Below are 22962 nucleotides of genomic sequence, written 5' to 3'. Positions count from 1 at the left end.
ATGATCATCGCCGCCGGCTCAACTGTCGGGCAACCCGAGCGAGCGCTTGGCCGTGATGTTGTTCTGCACCTCGTAACTGCCCCCGTAGATGGAGAAGGCCTTGCTGTGCAGCAGCGCGCGCATCGCCTCCAGTTCCTCTTCGGCATAGGCATCGCCGGCCCAGCCAAGGCCGTTCGATCCCATCACCTCGATCAGCAGTTCGGCGCGTTCCTGGATGATGTTGGACCACAGGTTCTTCAGCACCGACACGCCATTGCTTGGCCCGCCACTCTTGGCTTCCTCGGCAAAGCGTCGGACAGTCGCCATATAGGCAGTGTGCCGCATGGCATTGTGGATCAGGCGCGTGCGCAGGTCTGGATCGGCGATGCGCCCGTCCGCATCCGTGCCGACATGGCGACGGGCGAGGGGGGCGAGCGGCGTGACGTCCGTCTTCACCTCCGACAGGCTGCTGCGCTCGAACTGGAGCAGTCGCTTCGCGATCGACCAGCCCGCGTTCACTGCGCCCACCAGATTGCCCTTGGGCACTTTCACGTCGTTGAAGAAGACTTCGCAGAAATGTGTGGACCCGCTGATGAGCACGATCGGCCGGGGCTCGATGCCGGGCGATTTCATGTCGATCAACAGAAAGCTGATGCCGCCCTGCTTGCGGCTGGTGTCGGTGCGCACGATGGCAAAGCACCAGTCCGCCTGATCCGCGCCGGATGTCCAGATCTTCTGGCCGGACACCAGCCAGTGATCGCCCATGTCCACGCATTTCGTCTGGAGCGAGGCGAGGTCGGAGCCGGCGCCCGGCTCCGAAAACCCCTGGCACCAGCGCCGTTCATGCGTCGCGATCCAGGGCAGATGCTCCAGCTTCTGTTCCTCGGTGCCATATTCCAGCAACGTCGGCCCCAGCATCATCGTGCCATAGCTGCGGATGGGGTTGAACCCGCCGATCGCGGTCAGCTCTTCGCCGATGATCTTCGCCTGTGCGTCCGACAGGTCGGCGCCGCCATAGCGCCGGGGCCAGGACGGCACGCCCCATCCCTTGTCGGCCATGCGCTGGCGCCACAATTGATAATCCGCATTGGCTGCCGCCGCATGGGCATTGCCTTGAAAGATGAGGCCGTTGACCCCGGCCAGCGCCGGAGGAAAATTCTCCCCCAGCCATTGCCTGACTTCCAGCCTGAAATCCTGATCGTCCATCGCCTTCCAAAACGTCCCTGGTTCACTGGGGAGGGCGGCAATCCGTCATGGCCTTCGCACAGCGCGGCCGCCGCTTTCGGCTTTGCTCTCCTCGGCGGGCACTTACCCGGCCCGTCCCTGATCCTTATGCGAATGTTGCACAGGAGACTAGCTATATTTTGCACCATAGGATAATTTTGTGTGACGGTGCGGGAGAACGGGCAGCGAAGCGCCGACGACTATTATCGCGCGGGAACGCGGGGTGGATCGTGCTGCGATGACGCAAAAAGGAGAGGGTTTCGTGGGGATGACGCATTGGCGTTCACTGCTTTTCGTTCCGGCTGACAATGACGCGCGTTGCGCCAAGGCTGCGCGCGCCGGTGCCGATGCCGTGGTTCTGGACCTTGAGGATGGCGTCGGTGCCGGCGCGAAAGAGAATGCGCGCGGGAAACTTCCGGCGGCGGTTGCGGCGGTGCGGGCTGGCGGGTCGGCGGTTGTCGTCCGGATCAATGGGCCCTGGGCGCTTGCGGTAGAGGATATCCGTGTCGCGGCCCAATGTGGTGTCGATGCGCTCATGGTGCCCAAGGCCGAGGATTCCAACCGTCTTGAGGTCATCGCGGAGATGGCTGCCGAATGGGCGGGGGGATGCGCGCCGGGCCTGATCGCACTGGTCGAAACGCCGCGTGGCATTGCTGCCCTGACCGATATCGTTCGCGTGCCGGCTGTCATGGGCCTGGCATTGGGCACCGAAGATTTCAGCCTTGCGCTTGGTGTGCCACCAGGCGCGGCGGCACTCGACCTGCCAAGCCGCCGGATCGCCCTGGCGGCGGCGGAGCGGGGTATGATGGCGCTCGCCGTGCCGCTGTCGATTGCCCAGTTCCGGGATATTGACGCCTATAGTGCAGCGGCACGACATGGCGCAGCCTATAGCGTCAACGGCGCAATCTGCATCCACCCTGCACAGGTCGGCGCGGCCAATGCCTGTTTTGGCGCGACACCGGCTGAGCATGCAGAGGCAAGGCGAATCATCGCGGCCTGGGAAGATGCCCTCGCGGCCGGACTGAGCGTGACCGCGCTTGACGGGATGATGATCGACCTGCCCGTCGCCGAACGTGCGAAACGATTGCTTTCCAGGCCGTTGGACGCGGCAGGCAAGGGCAGTTGACAGTCCATGACAAGCTCATAAACTATACCGTAATGCATAATTATGGATCGTCGCCGGCAGTGCGCGGACATGATCGCGGTCAAGGAGAGTGCAATGGCAATCACAATGGCCCCACGGCCAATCCCCGATCATGTTCCACCGGAAATGGTCGGCGATTTCAGCCTCTTTACGTCTCCGGGCATGCAGCCCACGCCCAATGGCGATCCGCAGGCCGCTGCCGCCTGCGTCCATGCCGGGCCGCGGGTCTTCTATTCGCCGGTCAATACACGCGATGGCCGCGGGACATGGGTCATCACCCGGGCGAAGGATCAACGGCGGGTCCTGCAGGACCCCGAGACTTTCTCCAGCCACCGCAGCATCTTCGCCTCGGCGCTGGGCGAACACTGGCCGATGATCCCGCTGGAACTGGACCCGCCCGAACATGGCGCCTTCCGGTCGTTGCTGAACCCGCTGCTCTCGCCCAAGCGCGTGATGGCGCTGGAAACGGTGGTGCGGGAACGGGCGAGCTTCCTGATCGACCGTATCGTGGCCGCAGGCACCAGTTGCGACGTGATGAAGGACTTTGCCTTTCCCTTCGCGGTCAATATCTTCCTGCGTTTCCTCGGCCTGCCCGACGATCGGCTGGACGAGTTTGTCGGCTGGGCCAACGACCTGTTCCATGGCGACAATATCGAACGACCGGCGGCCGCGCGGACGATCATCGCCTTTGTCGACGATCTGGCGGCGCAGCGCCGCAAGGCGCCTGTGGGCGATTTCATGTCCTTCCTCGTCCAGTCGCAGGTGCATGGAAGGGCGCTGACCGATGCGGAGATCCGCGGCACCGGCGTGCTGCTTTTCGTCGCCGGTCTCGATACGGTCGCGGCGGCGCTTGGCTTCGACCTGGCCTATCTTGCCCGCAATCCTGTGGATCAGGAATGGCTGCGCAGCGAGCCGGCGCGCATCGTGCTGGCTGCGGAAGAACTGCTCCGCGCCTATCCGACCGTCCAGATGATCCGCGTGGCGACGAAGGATGTCGATTTTGAAGGCGCGCCGATCCGCAAGGGGGACTATGTGTCCTGTGCGACGATGATCGCCAATCGCGATCCCGAAGAGTTCGCATGCCCCGAAAAGATCGACCTCACGCGTGAGGATAACCGGCATCAGGCCTTTGCCTATGGCCCGCATCGCTGCCTTGGTTCGCATCTGGCGCGGCGCGAGATCGTCGTCGGGCTGGAAGAGTGGCTCAAGCGCGTGCCGGCCTTCCGGATCAAGGAGGGGACCGCGCCGATCGCCTTTGGCGGCCATGTCTTCGGCATCGAAAACCTGATCCTCGACTGGTCCTGACCAGCGTCGGCGAGCAAGGGATATGGAGAGGAACGGCCGCCATGCGGATCATCGTGCATAAGGAAAAATGCCAGGGCCACGCCCGTTGCTGGACAGTGGCGCCCGATATCTTCGCGCTGGATGACGAGGGTTATATTGTGGCGGGCGACATCATTGTCGCACCCGAAGACGAGCAGAATGCCTGGCGTGGCGCCAAGTCGTGCCCCGAACGGGCGCTCGAAATCGAGAAGTGATCGCGACAGGCGATCCCGGTGCGCATGGTGGTCAGCTGGTGCGAATCCAGACGCCCTTGGTTTGCAGATAGGCGTCGATATGCTCGAAGCCGCCTTCGCGCCCGAAGCCGCTCATCTTGTACCCGCCAAAGGGAACGGCCGGGTCCATGGCGAAATAATGGTTCACCCAGACGGAGCCGGCGCGGATGCGTTTGACCGCCGCCATGGCCTTGTTGATGTCCCGCGTCCACACGCCGCCCGCCAGACCAAAGCGCGTGGCATTGGCGCGGGTGATCACTTCGTCGAAACCGTCGAAAGGCAGGATGCAGGAGACCGGGCCGAAAATCTCCTCCCTGGCGATCCGCATATCGTCGGTGACGTCGGCGAAGACGGTGGGGGCCACATAATATCCCTTGTCCAACGCTCCGCCGGTGACACGATGCCCGCCGGTGACAAGGCGCGCGCCTTCCTGCGGCCCCAGTTCCAGATAGGAGGCGACGCGCGCATATTGCCTGGCCGAGACAAGCGGGCCGATCTGCGTCGCCGGATCGATGCTGGGGCCGATCTTCAGCCCTTCGGCAAAGGCGGCGATGCGCTGCACCACCTCCTCGTAAACGGGGCGTTCGACGAACAGGCGGGTGCCGGCGGCGCAGACCTGTCCGCTGTTGTTGAAGACGCCCATGGCCGCAGCCGGAATCACCGCGTCCAGATCGGCGTCGGCGAAGACGATGTTGGGCGACTTGCCGCCCAGTTCCATCGTGACCTTCTTCACCGATCCTGCCGACATCTCGATGATGCGCTGGCCGGTTTCGCATGAACCGGTGAAGGCGATCTTGTCGACGTCGGGATGGCTTGAAAGGGCGGCGCCCGTGGCGCCCATGCCGGTGACCACATTGACGACGCCGGGCGGGACGCCGGCTTCCAGGCAGAGTTCGCCAAAGCGCAGGGGGCTGAGGCCTGCGTCCTCGGCGGGCTTCAGCACGACGGTGCAGCCCGTGGCGAGGACGGGGGCGACTTTCCATGCGGCGCTGAACAGCGGGCCGTTCCAGGGGATGATCGCGCCGACCACGCCGACCGGCTCGCGCAGCGTGTAGGAGAGCAATTCCACCGGGAAACTGTTGGCAAGCGTATGGCCGTGGATCGCCGTCGCGGCCCCGGCGAAATGGTGCAGCGATCGTTGCAGCATGCCGCGCAGTCCACGCGACGCGGTGATCGGGCGCCCCATCTCCATCGTGTCGAGCAAGGCGAGGTCGTCAAACTCCCGGTCCACCAGTTCGGCAAGGCGCAGCAGCACGGCCTGCCGTTCGGCCGGTTTGAAGCGGCTCCACGGGCCATCGAAGGCCGCGCGCGCCGCCTTCACGGCACGGTCCACATCCTCGGCGCCCGCCAGCGCCAGCTCGGCGACGAGTTCGCCGGTCGACGCACTGAAACTCTGGAAGCGCTCTCCCGACAAGGCATCGACATGCTTGCCGTCGATCAGCAACTGCTTGGGCTTTCCATCGAGGAAGGCGGGCCTGGCGAACTGGGTCATGGTGATTGTCCTTATGCGGCGTTCGCGGCGACAGCGCGACGCATGGAGGTGCGGCCAAGGGCGAAGAGCAGGGCGGCGGGCAACAGCACGCAGATCACGCTGATGATGAGCGACATGCCCACCAGCTTCTCATCCCCCAGCACCTTGTCGGTGACAAGGCCGACAAAGGCAGGCCCGCCGGCCATGGCGATGAGTCCCGTAGCAAGCACATAGATCGCCGAAACGCGGCCCCGCAGATGCTGCGGCGTGACCACCTGCGCCGTGGCCGGCCCCATGCTAGCGGTGGAAAGGATGAGCGTCATGAACGCCCAGTAACAGACCACCGTCGCCCAGGGATTGCTCACCAGGAAGGCCGCGATGCCGAAGGGCGCGCAGAGCAGCACGGTGCAGAGGCACCAGAGCAGGTGGGCGTCCTTGCGCCCGCGCTTGAAAAGCGTGTCCACGATCGAACCATGCAGCGGCATCATCGCGGCCGCCGCGATCTGCGCGATGCCGATCACCACGCCGATCCGCGCCGGCTCCCATCCATGCACCCGTGCCAGGAAGCTGGGCGTCCACAGCTGGAAGCCGATGGTCGTCGCATAGGCAAGGCCAAAGCCGATGAAGTTGGCCGCGAACAGCGGCTTGTGTTTTTTCATGAACGCCCATGCTTCGCCATAGCCGGCCGCTGCCGCCGCATGTTTGCGGCGGGGCGGCTCGCGGAAGACGAACACGAGCAGGGCGAGCAGGATACCCGGCGCGCCGGTAAGAATGAACACCTGTTGCCAAGGTTGCAGGACGCCCAGGATCGGCCAGACGGCCGGGCCGCTCTTCATGGCGACCGCGACGATCGGACCGCCGATCAGGAACACGATTCCCGCGCCCATGACGCCACCCATGATGAACACCGACATGGCCAGCGAGACGCGATGCGGGGGGAAGCTGTCACCCACGATCGAATAGCTGCCTGTGCCAAATCCCGACTCGCCGGCGCCGACACCCGCCCGCGAGATAGCAAGCATCGCGAAGCTGGACGCCATGCCGCATGATGCCGCGGCGATGCTCCACAGCGTGACGGACAGGTAAAGCACCAGGCGGCGGCTGTACCTGTCCAGCGCCATGCCGAGCGGAATGGCGCACAGGCAGAAGAGCACGGCGAAGGCGGGGCCCTGAAGCAGGCTGATCTGAAGGTCGGAAAGACCCAGATCCTTTTTGATCGGGCCGACCATCAGCGCCATGATGTTCCTGTCGGTCAGCGACAGGATGTAGAGCAGGAAGAGGATCGAGACCGTCAACCATCCCGCGACAGGGGAAGGATAGGCGGTTGCGGCCGGTGAGGGCTCGGCAGGCGAGGGGATGTCGGTCATTATGGGCTCGCGCGGATCAGCGTTGGTTGGCGCCGGGATGGCCGCCAATCGGCAGGGGCATCTGTTTTGGGCGTCGCACCGGCATCTCCATGAATAGCGCTGCCTGCCCTTGATTTGATATCTGCATGGGGTGGCCGCTTTTGTATTGGCCCGATTGCGCGACCGGGCCTTGGACGGCTTAACGCACATTTTTGCACTATAGGTCAATAATAATCCGTGTGCCGTTCCATGGCGGAGGCTGTTATGATGTGCCTGCACCCGTGATGTGGCCGTGGATGGCCTGCCGGTCATGGCCCATCCTCGCCAAACTTTTCCCATGGGTGCAATTTTTGTTGACAGGGCAGGGGAACGGCGAGTAATAAAAATGCACGCAAGGATAATAATGGTTCGTTCGTAAGATCAGGGCCGAAAAATCATATTCCAGGGAGAGGATTTGCCATGGCAAAGTATTTTGCGTCGTCATTCATTGCCGGTGTCAGCCTGATCGCGTTGGGAGCTCCGGCCTATGCGCAACAGGCGCAGGTGGCTGCCCCCGGATCGGCGGACGACAAGGCTCCGCAGGAGACGGGTGGCGCCAGCGCGGCGGATATCGTCGTCACCGGTTCGCGCATTGTTCGCGATGGCTACACGGCTCCCACGCCGGTGACGGTCGCCACGACCGAGGATCTTGCCAAGACGACGCCGTCCGGCATTCCTGACGCACTCAACAAGCTGCCGCAATTTTCCAACTCGCTGAGCCCCTCGAAGGCCGCGCTGAACTTCTCCAACTCGCCCATCCATGGCAACGTCCTCAACCTGCGCGGCCTGGGTACGCCCAGCGCCAACCCGAAAGGGCCGCTTCGCACACTCATCCTGTTCGACGGCGCGCGCGTATCGCCGACCGAATATGTCGGTACCATAGATACCAATGTGTTGCCGCAGCTGCTGATGCAGCGGGTAGACGTGGTGACGGGCGGTGCGTCCGCGCAATGGGGGTCGGACGCTGTCGCCGGTGTCGTCAACTTCATCCTCGACAAGCAGTTCACCGGTATCAAGGGGGTTGCCCAGGCCGGCATTTCATCGCGTGGCGACAATGCCAACCAGCGCCTCGGCCTTGCCTATGGCACCGAGTTCGCCGGCGGCCGCGGGCATCTTTTGCTGAGCGGCGAATATTCCAACAACGAGGGCATGCTGCGCAGCGATCGCGAGGCCGCCACCCGCAACTACACGTTCGTCGGTTCGACCAGCACGGCGCTGGGCGCGCCCGGGACGGCCGCCAATCCCTACACGATCGGCAGCAATATCCTGATTTCCGCGCTGGCCCCCAACGGTCGCATCACCGGTTCCAGCATAACGGGAAATCCATTCATCGGTCAGGTCATCAACAATGACGGGTCCACCCGCCCGTTCAACACCGGCACGGCGGTCGGCACGACCGGCTTCCAGTCGGGGGGGGACGGCTATGCCATTCCCTTCAACACCCATGCGGTCGCGCCGCTGAAGACCTATCAGACGTTCGGCCGTCTCAGCTACGAACTGACCGACGACATCACGGCCTTTGTCCAGGGCGGATGGTCCCGCACGGACCTCACCTACATCACGCAGCAGAATGCCCTTGTGCCGCCGTCGGAGGCGGTCACCATCTACAAGGGCAATCCCTATCTTTCATCGGCGTTGAGCGCTTCCCTGCCAGGGGCCAATGACTATCTGGTCGTCGGCCAGACCGCCGCCGGCCAGCCGGGGCCGGTCGCCAAGGAGCGGACCGATTACTGGATGGTCAATGCCGGCGTCAACGGCAAGCTGGGCACGATGAACTGGTCGTTGCGCTATTCGCACGGCGATTCCGCGCATACTATGGCGAATTCGGGCCTTTACGATAACAAGAAGCTCTATGCCGCCGTCGACGCCGTGGTAAATCCCGCCAACGGCCAGATCACCTGCCGCGTCTTGCTCGACCTCACCGTGGCCGCGCAATATGCCGGCTGCCAGCCGCTCGACGTACTGCACGGCAATCCCGCGGCCTCGACGCCTGCCGGCTATGCCTATGCCACCGGCACATCGCGGTATCGCGCCACGATCCGGGAGGACAGTTTCGCCGCGAATGTGAGCGGCAGCCTGTTCGATCTGCCCGCAGGCCCCGTCGACTTCGCGATCGGCGGCGAATATCGCAAGCAGTCGCTCGATCTCACCAGCAATGCGGCGCCCGCGCTGCTGGACACGGCGGCGGAGCGCACCGCCTATTTCGCCGGGCTTCGCGGCGTGCCTTCCGGCGCGCTGTTCTACTGGCTCACCAATGTCGGCACCGCCGAGGGCAGCCTGAACGTCAAGGAAGCCTATGCCGAGGTCGCCGTGCCGGTGCTCAAGGACACGCCCTTCTTCCAGGAACTGAGCCTCAACGCCGCGGGTCGCATCACCGACTATTCGACGTCGGGCACGGTCAAGACTTGGAAGGTCGGCGCGACCTGGAAGCCGGTTTCGGACCTGATGCTGCGTGCGACGCTGTCGCGCGACATCCGTGCGCCGAACCTGTTCGAGCTTTATGCCGGTCCGCAGAGCGGCATCGGGATCGTCAACGACCTCAAGACCGCCGATGGCAGCTATGGCAGCGGCCTCAACCAGAATGTCAACACGATCACCAGCGGCAATCCCAACCTCAAGCCGGAGACGGCCAAGACGCTGACGGTCGGCGGCGTGATCGCGCCGTCCTTCCTGCCCGGCTTCTCGCTGTCGATCGACTATTATCGCATCAAGGTCAGCAACCTGATCGACTCGCTTTCCGCGCAGCAGATCATCACCAACTGCTACAATGCCGGTGGGGCGGGCGTGCCGGAATGTTCGCTCATCACCCGCACGACGCCCAACAGCCTGCCTTCGCTGGTCAGCATCGTGCCGGCCAACATCGCGTTCCTGAAGACGGCCGGCATCGACTTCGATGCCAGCTATCGCACCTCGCTCGGCAACGGTGCGCTGGGTCTGCGCCTCTACGCCAACTATCTGGACAAGTTCGACAGCCAGCAATATTCCGGCGCGCCGATTGCGCATTATGCCGGTGTCAGCGTGGTGAGCAGCAACCCGGCCGGCTATCCCCGCTGGCGCGGCAACTTCTCGGTCGACTACACCAATGGCCCGTTGGGGATCACCGTGGCCGAACAATATATCGGCAAGATGCGTCTCGACATTCCCGGGAGCGCGGTGCCGATCCGCTTCGTCAATCCGAATGTGAAGCCGGTATGGTATACCGACCTTTCCGTGCGCTTCACCATTCCCCATTCGGACGGCAATTTCGAACTGTTCGGCAACGTCAACAACCTGTTCGACAAGAAGCCGCCGCTCATCCCCGGCACCGTGCCGGGCGTGAACCTGCCCACGAATATCGCCGTCTATGACTTTATCGGACGCGCGTTCACGGCGGGCGTGCGGTTCAAGTTCTGACATGCTGCCCGCCCGGCGCGGGCATGCATCCTTAAAAGGGGCGGGAAAGTCGTCGGCGGTGCGTCGGCGGCTTTTTCGTGGCCGCAGGTGAGAAGGGGATGAGGATGCCACAGGACGAAGACTGCGTGCTGCTTGCGGTGGATCGTGGCATCGCCCGCGTGACGTTCAACCGCCCTGAGCAACTCAACGCCATTTCGCTTGCGATGCATCGCAGGCTGAACGAAATCCTGGATGACCTTCAGCAGCGCGATGACATCCGCGTGATGCTGCTGACCGGGAATGGCCGTGCTTTTTGCGCGGGCCAGGATCTTTCGGAACGGAATGTCGAGCGCGATGGACCGCTCGACCTCGGAGAAAGTCTCGAAGCGCGCTATAATCCATTGGTGAGGCGCCTTGTTTCACTGCCCTTTCCGTTCGTCAGTGCCGTAAATGGGGTGGCCGCGGGGGCAGGGGCCAATATCGCCTTGCTCGCGGATATCGTGATCGCGCGCGAGAGTGCCCGGTTTATCCAGTCATTTGCGAAAATCGGGCTGATGCCGGATTGCGGCGGGAGCTGGACGCTGCCTCATCTGGTCGGCCAGCCGCGCGCGCTCGCGATTGCCATGACGGGAGAGCCGGTCAATGGGCGGGATGCCGCGAACTGGGGCATGATCTGGAAGGCGGTGCCCGACGACGCCTTCGACGATGCGGTCGAAGCGCTTGTCCGCGACGTGGCGGCTGCACCGACAAAGGGGCTGATGGAGACGCGCGACGCCATTCGCGGTGCATGGACCCGATCCTTCGCTGAGCAACTGGTCGTGGAACGCGATGGCCAGCGTCGTCTGGGACGAACGCGGGACTATCGGGAAGGCGTGTCGGCGTTCAAGGATCGCCGCACGGCAAAATTCCAGGGGCATTGAACGGGTTTGACAGCGTCGTGCGCGATGGAGCGTGGACTGCCGGCCCGGCTATCGTCGCACCTGCATTGGTCGCCGAGTGCGGGGGCGTATCGATCAACCGCAAGGTTCGGTCGGCTGTATCGCGGGGAGATGCCTTCATTCGTGCGGTGAGGACAGCGCCCATGGCGATCCTCGGATGAGCCCGTCCATCGGGGCAAGCTGAAGGACGACCCTGCTGCCTATACCAGCGAGCAGTCCCGGCGGCGGATGGCCGATAACGGCGCCACCTGCCCAATGCACCGCTCGGGCGACGTCTGGGACGATGCCGCGCTGGAGCGCTTCTCCTCCTTGCTCAAGACCGAACGCATCGGAAGAAAAGTCTATCGCGCGCATAACCGGGCCGAGACCGATATGTTCGACCATCGCGCGCGCTTCTGCAATCCGGGGCACCGACACCCGGCCTTGGGGTGCCTCAGCGCCATCGACTTCGGGAAACAGCAGCCTGTCTTGGTGTCCGCGAAACCGGCAGCAGCCCAAGGAACGGCATTTGTGGATGGAGGCCATCTCCGCGCTTCCGCCGCGCTGCCAGCAAGTATATAGGCTGCGAAAACGCGAAGAGCTTTCACAACGCGAAGTGGCTGATCGCCTTGCGATTAGTGAGGGCAATATGGAGAAGCATCTCAGTCGGGGGGTGGAGGGGCTGATGGATCTTTTTGGCCGGGACGTGCATGGATCTGCGCCCAAGCCGCAATCGATAGACGAGGCTGTTCAGAAGCATGTTCGTACCCGCAAATAGCGCCGAGATTGATCGGATTGCTGCGCTATGGGCGGCCCGCGAAGAGTTGCGGCCGCTCGATATCGGCGAAGAGAATGAGCTGAATGCTTGGCTGCTGGAGGATGCACGTCACCTTGGCGCCTATGGGAAGGCCAAGGCCGTATTGCATCGTGTCGAAACGCTCCATGCGCAGGCCGGGGATATCGCATCGCCGGACATGGATCAGGGGGCGGACAAATGGCCCGCCGAACATGCCGTCCCGCGAAGGAGGCTTCTGATCGGTAGCGCCGCAGCGGGCGTTGCCGCGATCATGGGCGGCGCATGGTTCCTGCGGAAAGCGCCGGTGCCGACACAGCGTTACGCCACGGCTCATGGAGAGATACGGGTCATCCCGCTGGAGGATGGATCGACACTCACGCTGAACACGGCGAGCGAAGTGACGGTTGCCTATAGTGCCGAGCTGCGCGAGATCAACGTGCTGGCCGGCGAAGCCTTTTTCAATGTCATGAAGAATCAAAAGCGGCCGTTCATCGTATATAGCAATGGCAGCAGCGTTCGTGCGGTCGGCACGGCCTTCTCCGTCCGTGGGTATGACGACGGCGTCAAGGTGCTGGTGCAGGAGGGGCGCATCAAGTTTGCGCGTTCCGCCCTGTCCGATGGCACAGCGGAGATTTTTGCCGATGCCAATACGGAGATATTGGACAAGCAGGGGTCTCCCGCCCCCCTGGTACGCCGGGTCGCGGCCACGGACCTCGCCCAATCGCTGGCGTGGCTGGATGCGCAATTGGCCTTTAACGAAACCAGCCTGCACAGCGCCGCGCTGGAATTCCGGCGTTACAGCGCGACACCGATCCTGCTGGCTCCCGGAGTCGAAAATATGCGGATTACCGGCCGCTATCCTGCCGCAGATCCGGTAGGTTTCGCGGAGGCGGTTGCCAATGTGCTTGAACTGAAGGCGGTACGCACGGCCCAGGGCGTGACCCTTTCGCGGCCGACAACCGAATAATTTTTTTACTGTCAATGTGTGGATCGCGCTGGCGAGCCGCATCCCCCCTTCAGGCCACCCGAGAAAAAGATCAGGGTGGCGAAAAGGGGGCAGACTAATGAACATGCATCTTCGGTCGTTTCTTCATGCCGGCGCGGCGATGGCTATCGCGATAAGCCAGCCCGCCTTCGCGCAGCAGCGTAGCTTCAGCGTCCAGCCCCAGCGCATGTCGAGCGCGATCGCCGAATTGGCGCGGCAGGCCAATGTCTCGATCGTGGCGCCATCGACCGGAGGCTTGCGGCTGGCGACGTCGATCGAAGGCACGATGGATGTTCCGCATGCGCTGGGACGCCTTCTGCGCGGCACCGGTCTTGGCTGGACCGTGGACGATCATGGTGTCTATCTCGTGAAGCGCCAGGAAGTGCAGGCGCAGCGCGTAAATTTTGCCATGGCGCAGACCTCCGGCAATGCGGTGCCGATGTCGATCGCATCCTCGCCCGGGCCGCAGGACGAAACGACGGCTGAACCGATCATCGTCACCGGCACCCGCGATCCCAATCAGACGGCCAGCGCCAGTGTCAGTCCGGTGACGGTTATCGGCGGTGATCGCCTGGCCGCAACGGGCCAGGCCGACCTGCGTGATGCGCTCACCCAATTGTCGCCCTCCATCACGCGGTCGAGCGTGACCTCGGGCAATGCGAACATGGTGGACAAGATCAGCCTGCGTGCGCTGACCTCCAACCACACACTCATCCTGATCAACGGAAAGCGCCGTCACACGACATCGGTCATCACCGATGCGACCGGACCCGATGACGGCACGGCGCCGGTCGACATCGGCCTGATCCCGACGTCGGCCATCGATCATATCGAAGTCCTGCTGGATGGCGCGGCGGCCATCTATGGTTCCGACGCGATTGCCGGCGTCATCAACATCATTCTGAAAACCAACGATAGCGGACTCAACCTCACGACCAACAACGGCCTGTATTATGAAGGCGACGGCTTCACCTCCGCCTCGACGGTCAATTGGGGCACGAAGCTGGGAGAGGGCGGTTTTCTGAACCTGAATGCGGAGTATCGGCATCAGGATCATACGAACCGCGGCGGTATCGACACTCGCGTCGGCGAAAAGCTCAACCGCTATTTCGGCAATGCCAAGCAGGATCGTATCGCCCTTTCCTACAATGCGGGCTACGATCTTTCCGACGCCGTCCAGCTCTATTCCTTTTCGAGCTATGCCTATCGCAAGGCGGGTTCGTTCCAGAATTACCGCATCCCGACGGTTCTCCCGCAGGTATTCCCCAACGGTTTCAGCCCGCTCAGCCAGGTGACCGAGCATGATTTCAGCGTGACGGCCGGCCTGAAGGGCAAATTGTCCGGATGGGACTGGGATCTCAACGCAACCTATGGCGAGGATCATACGGATTACAATCTCTACGACAGCGTCAACCTGTTCCTGTATCGCGACACGGGCAGCACGCCGACGCAATTCAACGTGATGTCCTATGCCAATTCGCAGTTGACCATCGACGGTTCGCTGCGGCGCTATATCGATATACCGTTCCTGGCCGAGCCGCTGAACTTCGCCGTGGGCGCGCAATATCGCCGCGACACATATGACGTGAATCCCGGCGAGCCCAGTTCCTATTATGGCGCGGGCACCCAAGGGCAGTCCGGCCTGCAGCCCACCAGCTATGTTCGGGCATCGCGCAATATCAAGGCCGGCTATATCGACCTGTCGGCCAAGCTGGTCCCCGGCCTCCAGCTCGCGCTTGCGGGCCGGTACGAGGATTATAGCGACGCAGGCGACACGCTGACCGGCAAGGCATCGCTACGCTATGATTTCAGCCCGGCGGTTGCGGTTCGCGGCACCATCAGCAACGGTTTCCGCGCGCCCAATATGCAGGAGCAATATTATACGAGCCTGGGCACGACGCCCAATGGCGCGTCGGGCGTCATGGCCGTCAACTCGATCGCCGCGCGCATCCTGGGCGCGCAGCAACTCAAGCCGGAAAAGTCGACCAACTATTCCGCGGGTATCGTCCTGCGCCCGGCGCCGCGCATGACCATCAGCATCGACGCCTATCAGATCACGATCAAGGACCGGATCGTCAAGGGCGGCGCCTATACGGGGCAGATCGCGATCGATGCGCTGAATGCGCAGGGTATCCAGGTCGACCCCGGCGTACTTCCTTCCGCCGTGTCGGCGCAATATTTCTCCAACGGCGCCGACACGCGGACGCGGTGCGTCGACATCGTAGCCAATTATCGCACGAAATTCGAGGACTTCACGGTCGACTGGGATGCATCGGCCAACTTCAACAAGACCATCGTTCAGCGGGTCGGCATCGACCTGAATGGCAACAGGCTGCTGACCCGTCAGGGGATCGCCTATCTTTCGACCTATTTCCCGCGCAACAAGTTCATCGTCGGCGGGCATCTGACGGCGGGCAAGGTCGAACTGGATCTGCATGAACTGCGCTGGGGCAAGGTCAATACGGTCAGGCAATATGTAACCGGTACGGATGCCTATTCGACCACGGTGTTCTACGACATGCACAATGCGGCCAAGTGGCAGACCAATGTGGAGGCCAGCTACAAAATCCTGCCCAGCGCCAAGCTCTCGGTCGGTGCGACCAATTTGTTTGACGAACGGCCGAGCATCGTGCCGCTGAATACCAGGTTCGCGGGCGTTACGCTCTACGACTCCGGCATGCAGCAAATGGGCATAAATGGCGGCTATTACTATATGTCGCTCAAGCTCAATTTCTGAGCATGACGATGCAAGCCGGCGGGGATGCGCATGCCGCGCATATGGGCAAGACACTGGGGATGGATCGCGACATCCCCAGGGTCGACATGGTCGATGGCCAGATGCGATCGCCCCCCCGCGCCCTGCCTCTGGCCGGGGTCGACGCCGATGCCGATGACCCCGGCTATCCTCCCGCTCTTACGGGCATGCGCGGCAGCGGCATGCCGAGGGCCTATCTGAACGGCCATGCGCTTCGCGAGGGATGGCTGATGGACGCGCTGCCGCATCCGTCCGCCGATCCCGACGCCTATGATCTGGTGGTCGTGGGCGGCGGCATCAGCGGACTGGCGGCCGCCTATTTCTTCCAGAAGCGCTGGGGCAAGGACAAGAAGGTCCTCGTCCTCGACAATCACGACGATTTCGGCGGGCATGCCAAGCGCAATGAATTCACGGTCGGCAAGGATACGCGCCTGTCCAATGCCGGCAGTTTCAATATCTACGAACCCGGCACCGATTCGGAGCGCGAACTGTTCGCCGATCTGGGTATCGACGTTGCGAAACTCGCCCGGGATAATGTCGATACCGGTTTCTATTTCCGCGAGGACATGGGCCAGAGCGTATTTTTCGATCATGAGACATTCGGCGTAGATCGGCTGTTGAAAGATCCGGCGCCCTGGACCGATTTCACCTTTCTCTACAGCCCGACCGAGCCGCCAGATGCGGAAGCGCGCTGGGCGCAGTTCATGCAGGATGCGCCGCTGTCGAAGGCGGTGCGGGCGGACATCTATCGCCTCTATCATGACAGGGTCGACTACATGCCCGGCCTGTCGGTGGAGCAGAAGGTCGAGCGGCTCACCTATATGAACTATGCCGATTTCGTGACGGGCGTCGCGAAATGCGATCCGATGGTGGTCACCTATTTGCGGGACCGCGTGTTCGGCAGTGGGCGCGGGCTGGATGCGACGACGGCGCTGTCCGGTTACATGCGGGGCCTGCCCGGGCTGGACGGCATGAATCTGCCGCCGCGACGGGAACGCGCCGCGCGCTATCATTTCCCGGAGGGGAATGCGACGATTGCCCGGTTGCTGGTGCGCAAGCTCGTGCCCGGATCGCTGCCCGGCAGCACGGTCGCGGATTCGATGACCCAGCGGGTCGACTACAGCATACTGGACCGGGCCACGAACAGCGCGCGCATCCGCTTGAATTCGACCGTGATCAATGTGCGCAATGTGCAGCGCGGCGGCGATGGCGATGATGATGCCGGGGTCGACGTCACCTATATGATCGACAACAAGGTTCATCGGGTGTCGGCCAGGCGATGTGTCCTGGCCTGCTGGTTCCACGTCATTCCCTATATCTGCCCGGAGATGCCGCTGGAACAGCGCGAGGCGCTCCATTACAATGTCCATGTCCCCAATCTCTGGGTCAATGTCTGGTTGCGCAACTGGGCGGCCTTCAAAAAGGCGGGGGCCTGTCTCATCAACGCGCCCAAGGGTTATTATGCCTCGCTCGCGCTTGAATTCCCCGTTTCGGTCGGCGATCATCGCCACTCGCAGACGCCGGACCAGCCGACCAAATTGTCCATGCTGCGCGGTTATGGCGCCCCGGGCCTGCCGATCAAGGATCAGTTCCGGCTTGGCCGTATCGAAATGTATGAAACCAGTTTCGAGACCTATGAACGCGAAGCCCGCAAACAGCTGCAGGCGACGCTTGGCCCCTACGGGTTCGACGCGGCGAAGGACATATTGGGGATCACGGTCAATCGCTGGGGGCATGGCTATTCCTACTGGTATTCGCCGCTTTACGACGATTTCCTGAAACATGGCGGTGAGCCGCCCCATCTGCGCGCGCGCAAGCGCTTCGGCCGCATCACCATCGCGAATACGGATGCGGGTGGCACCGATACGACGGCCCTGGCGATCAGCATGGCATCCCGCGCCGTCGACGAATTGAAGGATCACCCGGCATGAAGCTGCCAGGCCGCCCATCCATGCCGCTTATGGCCCGCCGTTCCTTCATGGCGCAGGCGCTGGTCGCCTCGGCCATTCCGCTACTTGGCGCGGCGACGCCGCGTGGCAGCCGGAACCTGCTCTTTCCCAAAGATCCGATCAAATTGTCGATCGAGCGTACCAATCTGGATCTGGGTGGCGGCGTGACGGTGCCGACCACCACCTATGGCGGCACTGTGCCGGGTCCGTTGCTGCGCATGCGTGCAGGGCAGGAGGTGCGGGTCCGCGTGTATAACCGTTCGGGCGAAGATGAACTGGTCCATTGGCATGGCCTGCATGTCTCCAGCCGGATGGATGGCGCGGAGGAAGAGGGAAGCCCTGTCCTGAAGGCCGGGACCGTCGGCGACTATGCGTTCGTCCCACGCCCCGCGGGCACGCATTGGTATCACACCCATATGATGGCCCATACCAACCTCGACCGTGGCGGCTATTCGGGCCAGTTCGGCTTTCTATGCGTGGACGACGGCAGCGATCCGGGCGACTACGACCAGGAACATTTCATGGCGGTCCATCACTGGAACGGCCGTTTCCATCAGATGGGGCGTCCGGTCGGCAATATGATGGTCGATTATGCCCATGCGACCTTCAACGGCCTGTTGCCCGTCGCCGCCGCGCCCATACGGGTCCGGCAGGGGCAGCGCGTCATGTTCCGCTTCCTCAATGCCAGCGCGACGCAGAACACGCGCATCGCCTTGCCCGGTCATCATTTCACGGTCGTCGCGCTGGACGGGACGGCAGTGCCCCGGCCGACATCGGTACGCGTTCTCGAATTGGGTGTCGCCGAACGCATCGATGCCGTGGTCGAGATGAACAATCCAGGCATCTGGCAACTCGGCTCGGTCGATCCGGTCGAGCGATCCGCGGGGCTGATGCAGGTCGTCGAATATGCCAGTCAATGCGGTACGCCGACCTGGCGGGAGCCGGAGCGCTTCGACTGGACCTACCGGTTGTTCGCAGACGCCGTGGCGGCGACGCCCGCTCCGGTGGACGACATCTTTCCCCTCGTGCTCAGCAAGGATTTCACGCCGCCACCCCATATGAACGGCATGGACCTGTGGCGGATCAACGGCCTCAGCTTTCCCGATACCCCCACGATCAAGGTGCGTGAGGGCGGGCGCTATCGGTTCAGGCTGATGAATGCGACGCGTGAGGCGCATCCGGTGCATTTCCATCGCCACAGCTTTGAAATCACCGCCATTTCGGGCGTGCCCACCAGCGGCCTGATAAAAGATACCGTCATGCTGCCCGTCTATGGCTCGCTCGACGTCGACTGGACCGCGGACAATAAGGGACCATCCCTGTTCCACTGCCATCAGCAGGTGCATATGGACGCCGGCCTGATGCAGATGGTGGACTATGTCTGACGATAGGCCGTCGTCCGGAAACGGATGCGTCCGGAGTCGCTTCGGCATCTCATCTTGATGCGATCCCTTCGTCCCCGCACTCTACGGGCCGGATGGGGTAAGCCGGAGCGAAGCGGCAGCGTCATGCAGGACGTCGCGATGACCGACGCTGCCGGCGGTCAGTTCGATGGCGGGCACGTCATTATGGCGAAGCTGGCCGCATAGCCGGTCGGCAGGGTGCTCCATCGGAGTCCGGCGCATGCCAGAGCCAATGGATGCACCCTGCCGGACGCCTTACCAGCTGCCGATATTGCTCATCGACAACCACGGCTCTGCGGGTTCCAGCTGGCCATCCTGCACCAGTTCGAGACTGACGCCATCGGGTGTGCGGATGAAAGCCATCTTGCCGTCGCGTGGAGGGCGGTTGATCGTCACGCCAGCGTCGACGAGCTTCTGACAGAGCGCATAGATGTCGTCGACCATATAGGCGAGATGGCCAAAGGCGCGGCCCGACCCATAGGTGTCGGTCTGGTCCCAGTTGAACGTGATCTCGATTTCCAGCGCCTCGCCGGGCGGGGCCATGAAGACCAGCGTATAGCGCCCCTCCTGACTTTCGATCGTGCGGGTCTCGCAGAAGCCAAGGAGCTTGAAGAAGTCCATAGTGGCGTCAAGATCGAGGGTGCGGATCATCGAATGAATATAATGCATGCTGTTCCTGTATGAATCGAAGGGGTGGGAAAGCGTTTAAGCGTCCGGGTCAGGCGTCGAGTCGGGTTGCGCGGTGCGGGCTGGCCGGAAGGGCGAGCGCGAAGCCCATGCAAACGGCAAAGCAGATGGCCGGCACGACCATTGCCGGGTGAAGTCCGCCGGCCACTTCCGCGATCAGGCCCATCGCCGGGGGGATGAACGCGCCGCCGACGATCGCCATGACCAGAAGAGAGGACCCCATCTCCGTCTCGTCGCCCAGCCCCTCGACACCCAGCGCGAAGATGCTGGGGAACATGATGGACATGAAGAGGCTGGTCAGCCAGAGCGCGCCGACCGCGACCATGCCGTTCGTCGTGGCGGCGATCAGGCACAGCAGGATGTTCGTCGCGGCGAACAGGCCGAGCAAACGCGCAGGACGGACGAAACGCTGGATCAGGGCGCCCGCGAATCGGCCGATCATCAGCATCGCGATGCTGCCCGACAGAAGGAAAGCGACCTGCCTTTCGGGCAATGCGGGCAGGGCGTCCTTGGTGAAATCGATGAAGAAGCTCCAGATGCCGACCTGAGCGCCAACGTAGAAGAATTGCGCGACCACTGCCCAGCGCAGCCGGGCATGGCGCAGCACGCGCAGGATCGATCCGCGATGATCCGCCGGCCCTTCGCCGGTCCTCTCGATATCCGGGAAACGGGTCAACGCGACCAGCAGCACCAGAAACAGGATGGCGCAGCCCAGGATGACATAGGGCATCTGCACGGCAGCCGCTTCGGCCGAACGATAGGCATCCAGTGCGGCGGCGGGCATCGCCTTGAGTTCGGCCGGCGAACGTTCGATGCCCGACATGATGAAAAGACCGCCGATCGCGGGGCCTGCGATCGCGCCGATCCCTGCGAAACCCTGCGCCAAGATCAGCCGGGCAGGGCCTGTCGCACTCGGGCCGAGGATCGCCACATAGGGGTTGGCGCTGGTTTCGAGGAAGGCGAGGCCGAAGGCGATCAGATACAGCGCGCCGAGGAAGGCCCCATATTCCCGGATCGCCGCCGCCGGATAGAAGAGGAGCGCGCCTGCGGCATAAAGCAACAGGCCCGTCAGCAGGCCGGCCTTGAAACCAAGGCGGCGTATGATCAGGCCGGCCGGGATCGCGGCACAGAAATAGCCGATATAGAAGGCGAACTGGATCAGGCTCGATTGCGTGCGCGAAATATCCAGCGCGCGCTGGAAGTGGCGGATCAACACATCGTTGAGCGATGCCGCCAGCGTCCATGTCATGAACAGGCTGGCCACCAGCAGGAAGGGGAAAAGGTGGCGACGCTCGACGAGCCTCGGGGGATGGTCGTTGAGCGTCGCGCGATCGAGGGGGGCAGCGTTGGTCATCGTCTCTCCTGCGGCCCTTTGGTCGGCCTTATGTTCTGGTTGATGGTCCTGATGCGAACGCCGCAGGGGTCAGCTGCGGTCGCCCCAGGCCCGCCGTTCGGCATCGCTGAGCGCGAGCGGCACGGCCCGGTTTTCGGCGGCGGATTGCATTCCGGCTTCGATGACCGCCATCACCGTGAGCGCTTCATGTGGCCGGACCGGCGCGGGCGCTCCATCCGCGATCGATTGCACGAGCGCGCGATAGAAGCCGCGCTGGTCGCCGTGTTGGGCTGCCATGCGCCGCTCCTGGCCATGCGCATCCCAAAGGCGCAGTTCGTCCTGGTCCACGCCCCATGCTTCCGAACCGGGCACGACGCCTGCCAGAAGCTGGTTTTCCTGGTCGTCCAGCCGCTGCTTGACGAGGCTGCCGCCATCGCCATGAACGATGAAGCGCGGTGAGCCGCCCGATACCAATACGCTGGCATGCAGGATCACGCGGCACCGCGGATAATGGAGGATGGCATGTGCCCAGTCATCGACATCCGACCCGTCGCGCATGACGCAGAGATTGGCTTCGACCGCGTCGGGGCACCCGAACAGCTGCAGCGCCTGATCGACCAGATGCGGGGCGAGATCATACCATATGCCCGATCCGGGGCCCTTTTTTTCCCACCAGCGGTCCTGGCCGGCGATCTGGAAACGATCGAAATGGGATTCGAAATGAACGACCCGGCCGAGTGCGCCACTGTCGATGGCCCCCTTTACGCTCAGAAAATCGCTGTCCCAGCGGCGATTCTGGAAAACAGTGATCATCCGTCCGGCGGCCTCGGACGCGGCAATCAGTTCCCGCGCTTCGGTCAGGCTCAGGGCGAAGGGTTTCTCGACGACGACATGCTTGCCAGCCTTCAGCGCGGCGCGGGCCCAGTGTCCGTGACTGTCGTTGGGAGACGCGACGATCACCACGTCTACCTCCTCGCTTGAGACCAGCGCGTCATGATTTTCGAACACTTTGGTGCCGGGATGATCCGCCTTCACGCAATCGGGACGCGAGGAGGAAATGGCCGTGACGGCAATGCCGTCGGTCGCGCCGATCAGGGGAAGGTGGAACGTCTTGGTGACAAATCCATATCCAATGATTCCAACTCTGATCACGCCTGTTCCTCATCGATTTGTGCAGGAACCGGGGCGGACAAGGTGCAGGGCGTCAGCCGGAATGCCGCAGCGATCCCCGGACGCCGAAAGTCCAGACAGGAACTGGACATCGTTTCCCCCTTGCCGGCGCCCGCGATTGCCGCATTTCATGCCGTATGGAGGAGGATGCACGGCATGTGGGCGATCCACATATCCGCGTGAAATATTTTACGGAGAAATTCTCGTGGAACTAATCCCGCGCCCGGTTTCCCGACCGTCAGCGCCGGCGCGCTGAACTGCTCTGTGTCCCGCCGTTCACATTCGGGTCCTGGGCCGGGGTGTGTGCCGGCCGTTCGCCATAGGCAAAAAGCCCCATCATTTTCTCAACGCCGCGACCAAGATGTTTTTCGACATTGCTTTCGCTCATCATCAGCTTTTCAGCGACTTGCCGCTGCGTAAGACCTTCGATCTTGCGTAATCGATACACTTCCTGGCAGCGCGGCGGCAACGCAGCGATCGCCTGCATCAGTCGTTGCAGTTCCTGCCGCCCATGCACTTGCTGATCGGGCAGCGGTCCATTCGCGGCGGAATCGAGGGAACCCATGTCGGCGACGAGATCGATCGGCACGACCCGGGAGCGCCGGCTATATTGCAGTATCAGGCTCCGCGCGACCTGAAGAAAATAGGCGCGCGGATTGTCGATATGGTCGATGCTGTCCAGCATGATGATCCGGGCATAGGCTTCCTGCACGATGTCGTCGACCTCGTAGCCAAGCACGCCACCGGGGCGGAGTTGCCGCCGAATCCATTGTTCGTGGGGCAGAATATGTTCCGCCAGCCATGCGGCGCGTAAACGTGCGTTGATCTTCATAACC

Annotated in this window: 19 protein-coding genes; 11 read left to right on the top strand and 8 right to left on the bottom strand. The window is 62.9% G+C overall.

The genetic code is table 11. The features are described from left to right. Positions 1-18: 18 nt before the first annotated feature. Entirely contained in the window at positions 19-1185 is a 1167-nt protein-coding gene (locus WFP78_RS12535; RefSeq protein ID WP_336962625.1) for an acyl-CoA dehydrogenase family protein, read from the bottom strand. Between the two features lie 286 nt (positions 1186-1471). On the opposite strand from WFP78_RS12535, the gene WFP78_RS12530 reads away from it, so the two are divergent. The 3 genes from WFP78_RS12530 to WFP78_RS12520 all read left to right on the top strand — a co-directional run bounded on the left by WFP78_RS12530 (position 1472) and on the right by WFP78_RS12520 (position 3885). Next, positions 1472-2329 carry an HpcH/HpaI aldolase/citrate lyase family protein gene (locus WFP78_RS12530; protein ID WP_336962791.1) on the top strand — a complete coding sequence of 286 codons (858 nt, stop codon included), beginning with the start codon at positions 1472-1474 and terminating at the stop codon, positions 2327-2329. A gap of 93 nt (positions 2330-2422) precedes the next feature. Beyond that, entirely contained in the window at positions 2423-3652 is a 1230-nt protein-coding gene (locus WFP78_RS12525) for a cytochrome P450 (RefSeq protein ID WP_336962623.1), read from the top strand. Positions 3653-3693: 41 nt separating this feature from the next. After that, the gene (locus tag WFP78_RS12520; RefSeq protein ID WP_336962621.1) at positions 3694-3885 is read left to right on the top strand and encodes a ferredoxin; all 192 of its coding nucleotides are present in this window, start codon (positions 3694-3696) and stop codon (positions 3883-3885) included. Between the two features lie 31 nt (positions 3886-3916). On the opposite strand, the gene WFP78_RS12515 is transcribed toward WFP78_RS12520, so the two are convergent. Together WFP78_RS12515 and WFP78_RS12510 are read right to left on the bottom strand one after the other, a co-directional pair. Next, positions 3917-5395 carry an aldehyde dehydrogenase family protein gene (locus WFP78_RS12515; RefSeq protein WP_336962619.1) on the bottom strand — a complete coding sequence of 493 codons (1479 nt, stop codon included), beginning with the start codon at positions 5393-5395 and terminating at the stop codon, positions 3917-3919. 11 nt (positions 5396-5406) lie between these two features. Continuing rightward, positions 5407-6741, bottom strand: coding sequence for an MFS transporter (locus WFP78_RS12510; RefSeq protein ID WP_336962617.1), 1335 nt, complete (start codon positions 6739-6741; stop codon positions 5407-5409). A 438-nt stretch (positions 6742-7179) separates the two neighbouring features. On the opposite strand from WFP78_RS12510, the gene WFP78_RS12505 reads away from it, so the two are divergent. From WFP78_RS12505 to WFP78_RS12475, 8 genes are all read left to right on the top strand, one after another. Then, positions 7180-10152 (top strand): TonB-dependent receptor domain-containing protein, encoded by a 2973-nt coding sequence (locus tag WFP78_RS12505; protein WP_336962615.1) that lies wholly within the window; start codon positions 7180-7182, stop codon positions 10150-10152. A gap of 104 nt (positions 10153-10256) precedes the next feature. Continuing rightward, positions 10257-11051 (top strand): 2-(1,2-epoxy-1,2-dihydrophenyl)acetyl-CoA isomerase PaaG, encoded by a 795-nt coding sequence (paaG, locus tag WFP78_RS12500; RefSeq protein WP_336962613.1) that lies wholly within the window; start codon positions 10257-10259, stop codon positions 11049-11051. A 246-nt stretch (positions 11052-11297) separates the two neighbouring features. Further along, positions 11298-11630, top strand: a complete 333-nt coding sequence (locus tag WFP78_RS12495) for a hypothetical protein (protein WP_336962611.1) — start codon at positions 11298-11300, stop codon at positions 11628-11630. Next, positions 11584-11826 carry an RNA polymerase sigma factor gene (locus WFP78_RS23430; protein ID WP_419722960.1) on the top strand — a complete coding sequence of 81 codons (243 nt, stop codon included), beginning with the start codon at positions 11584-11586 and terminating at the stop codon, positions 11824-11826. Before WFP78_RS12495 ends, WFP78_RS23430 begins: the two co-directional genes overlap by 47 nt. Further along, positions 11807-12811, top strand: a complete 1005-nt coding sequence (locus WFP78_RS12490) for a FecR family protein (protein WP_336962609.1) — start codon at positions 11807-11809, stop codon at positions 12809-12811. The genes WFP78_RS23430 and WFP78_RS12490 overlap by 20 nt, the downstream gene beginning before the upstream one ends. A 139-nt stretch (positions 12812-12950) precedes the next feature. Next, entirely contained in the window at positions 12951-15566 is a 2616-nt protein-coding gene (locus WFP78_RS12485) for a TonB-dependent receptor plug domain-containing protein (protein ID WP_336962606.1), read from the top strand. 2 nt (positions 15567-15568) lie between these two features. After that, a complete protein-coding gene (locus WFP78_RS12480) occupies positions 15569-17515 on the top strand; it encodes an NAD(P)/FAD-dependent oxidoreductase (RefSeq protein WP_336962603.1) in 1947 nt (648 codons plus the stop codon). Continuing rightward, complete coding sequence (locus WFP78_RS12475; RefSeq protein WP_336962601.1) at positions 17512-18918, top strand: multicopper oxidase family protein; 1407 nt, start codon at positions 17512-17514, stop codon at positions 18916-18918. The genes WFP78_RS12480 and WFP78_RS12475 overlap by 4 nt, the downstream gene beginning before the upstream one ends. An 81-nt stretch (positions 18919-18999) precedes the next feature. Here the strand turns inward: WFP78_RS12475 and WFP78_RS12470 are convergent, their stop codons facing one another. The 5 genes from WFP78_RS12470 to WFP78_RS12450 form a co-directional block, all read right to left on the bottom strand. Then, positions 19000-19158 carry a hypothetical protein gene (locus WFP78_RS12470; protein WP_336962598.1) on the bottom strand — a complete coding sequence of 53 codons (159 nt, stop codon included), beginning with the start codon at positions 19156-19158 and terminating at the stop codon, positions 19000-19002. 33 nt (positions 19159-19191) lie between these two features. Then, a complete protein-coding gene (locus WFP78_RS12465) occupies positions 19192-19605 on the bottom strand; it encodes a VOC family protein (protein ID WP_336962595.1) in 414 nt (137 codons plus the stop codon). Between the two features lie 49 nt (positions 19606-19654). Continuing rightward, on the bottom strand, positions 19655-20977 hold the full coding sequence (gene fucP, locus WFP78_RS12460) for an L-fucose:H+ symporter permease (protein ID WP_336962593.1): 1323 nt from the start codon (positions 20975-20977) through the stop codon (positions 19655-19657). Between the two features lie 69 nt (positions 20978-21046). Continuing rightward, positions 21047-22108 carry an oxidoreductase gene (locus WFP78_RS12455; protein ID WP_336962590.1) on the bottom strand — a complete coding sequence of 354 codons (1062 nt, stop codon included), beginning with the start codon at positions 22106-22108 and terminating at the stop codon, positions 21047-21049. 256 nt (positions 22109-22364) lie between these two features. Beyond that, positions 22365-22958 carry a sigma-70 family RNA polymerase sigma factor gene (locus tag WFP78_RS12450; protein ID WP_336962587.1) on the bottom strand — a complete coding sequence of 198 codons (594 nt, stop codon included), beginning with the start codon at positions 22956-22958 and terminating at the stop codon, positions 22365-22367. Positions 22959-22962 lie beyond the last annotated feature (4 nt).

Origin of the sequence: Sphingobium aquiterrae, from assembly GCF_037154135.1 — a bacterium.
Taxonomy (GTDB): domain Bacteria; phylum Pseudomonadota; class Alphaproteobacteria; order Sphingomonadales; family Sphingomonadaceae; genus Sphingobium; species Sphingobium aquiterrae.
Note: the sequence above shows the minus strand (reverse complement) of the source record. Positions and strands in the feature narration are given on the sequence as shown.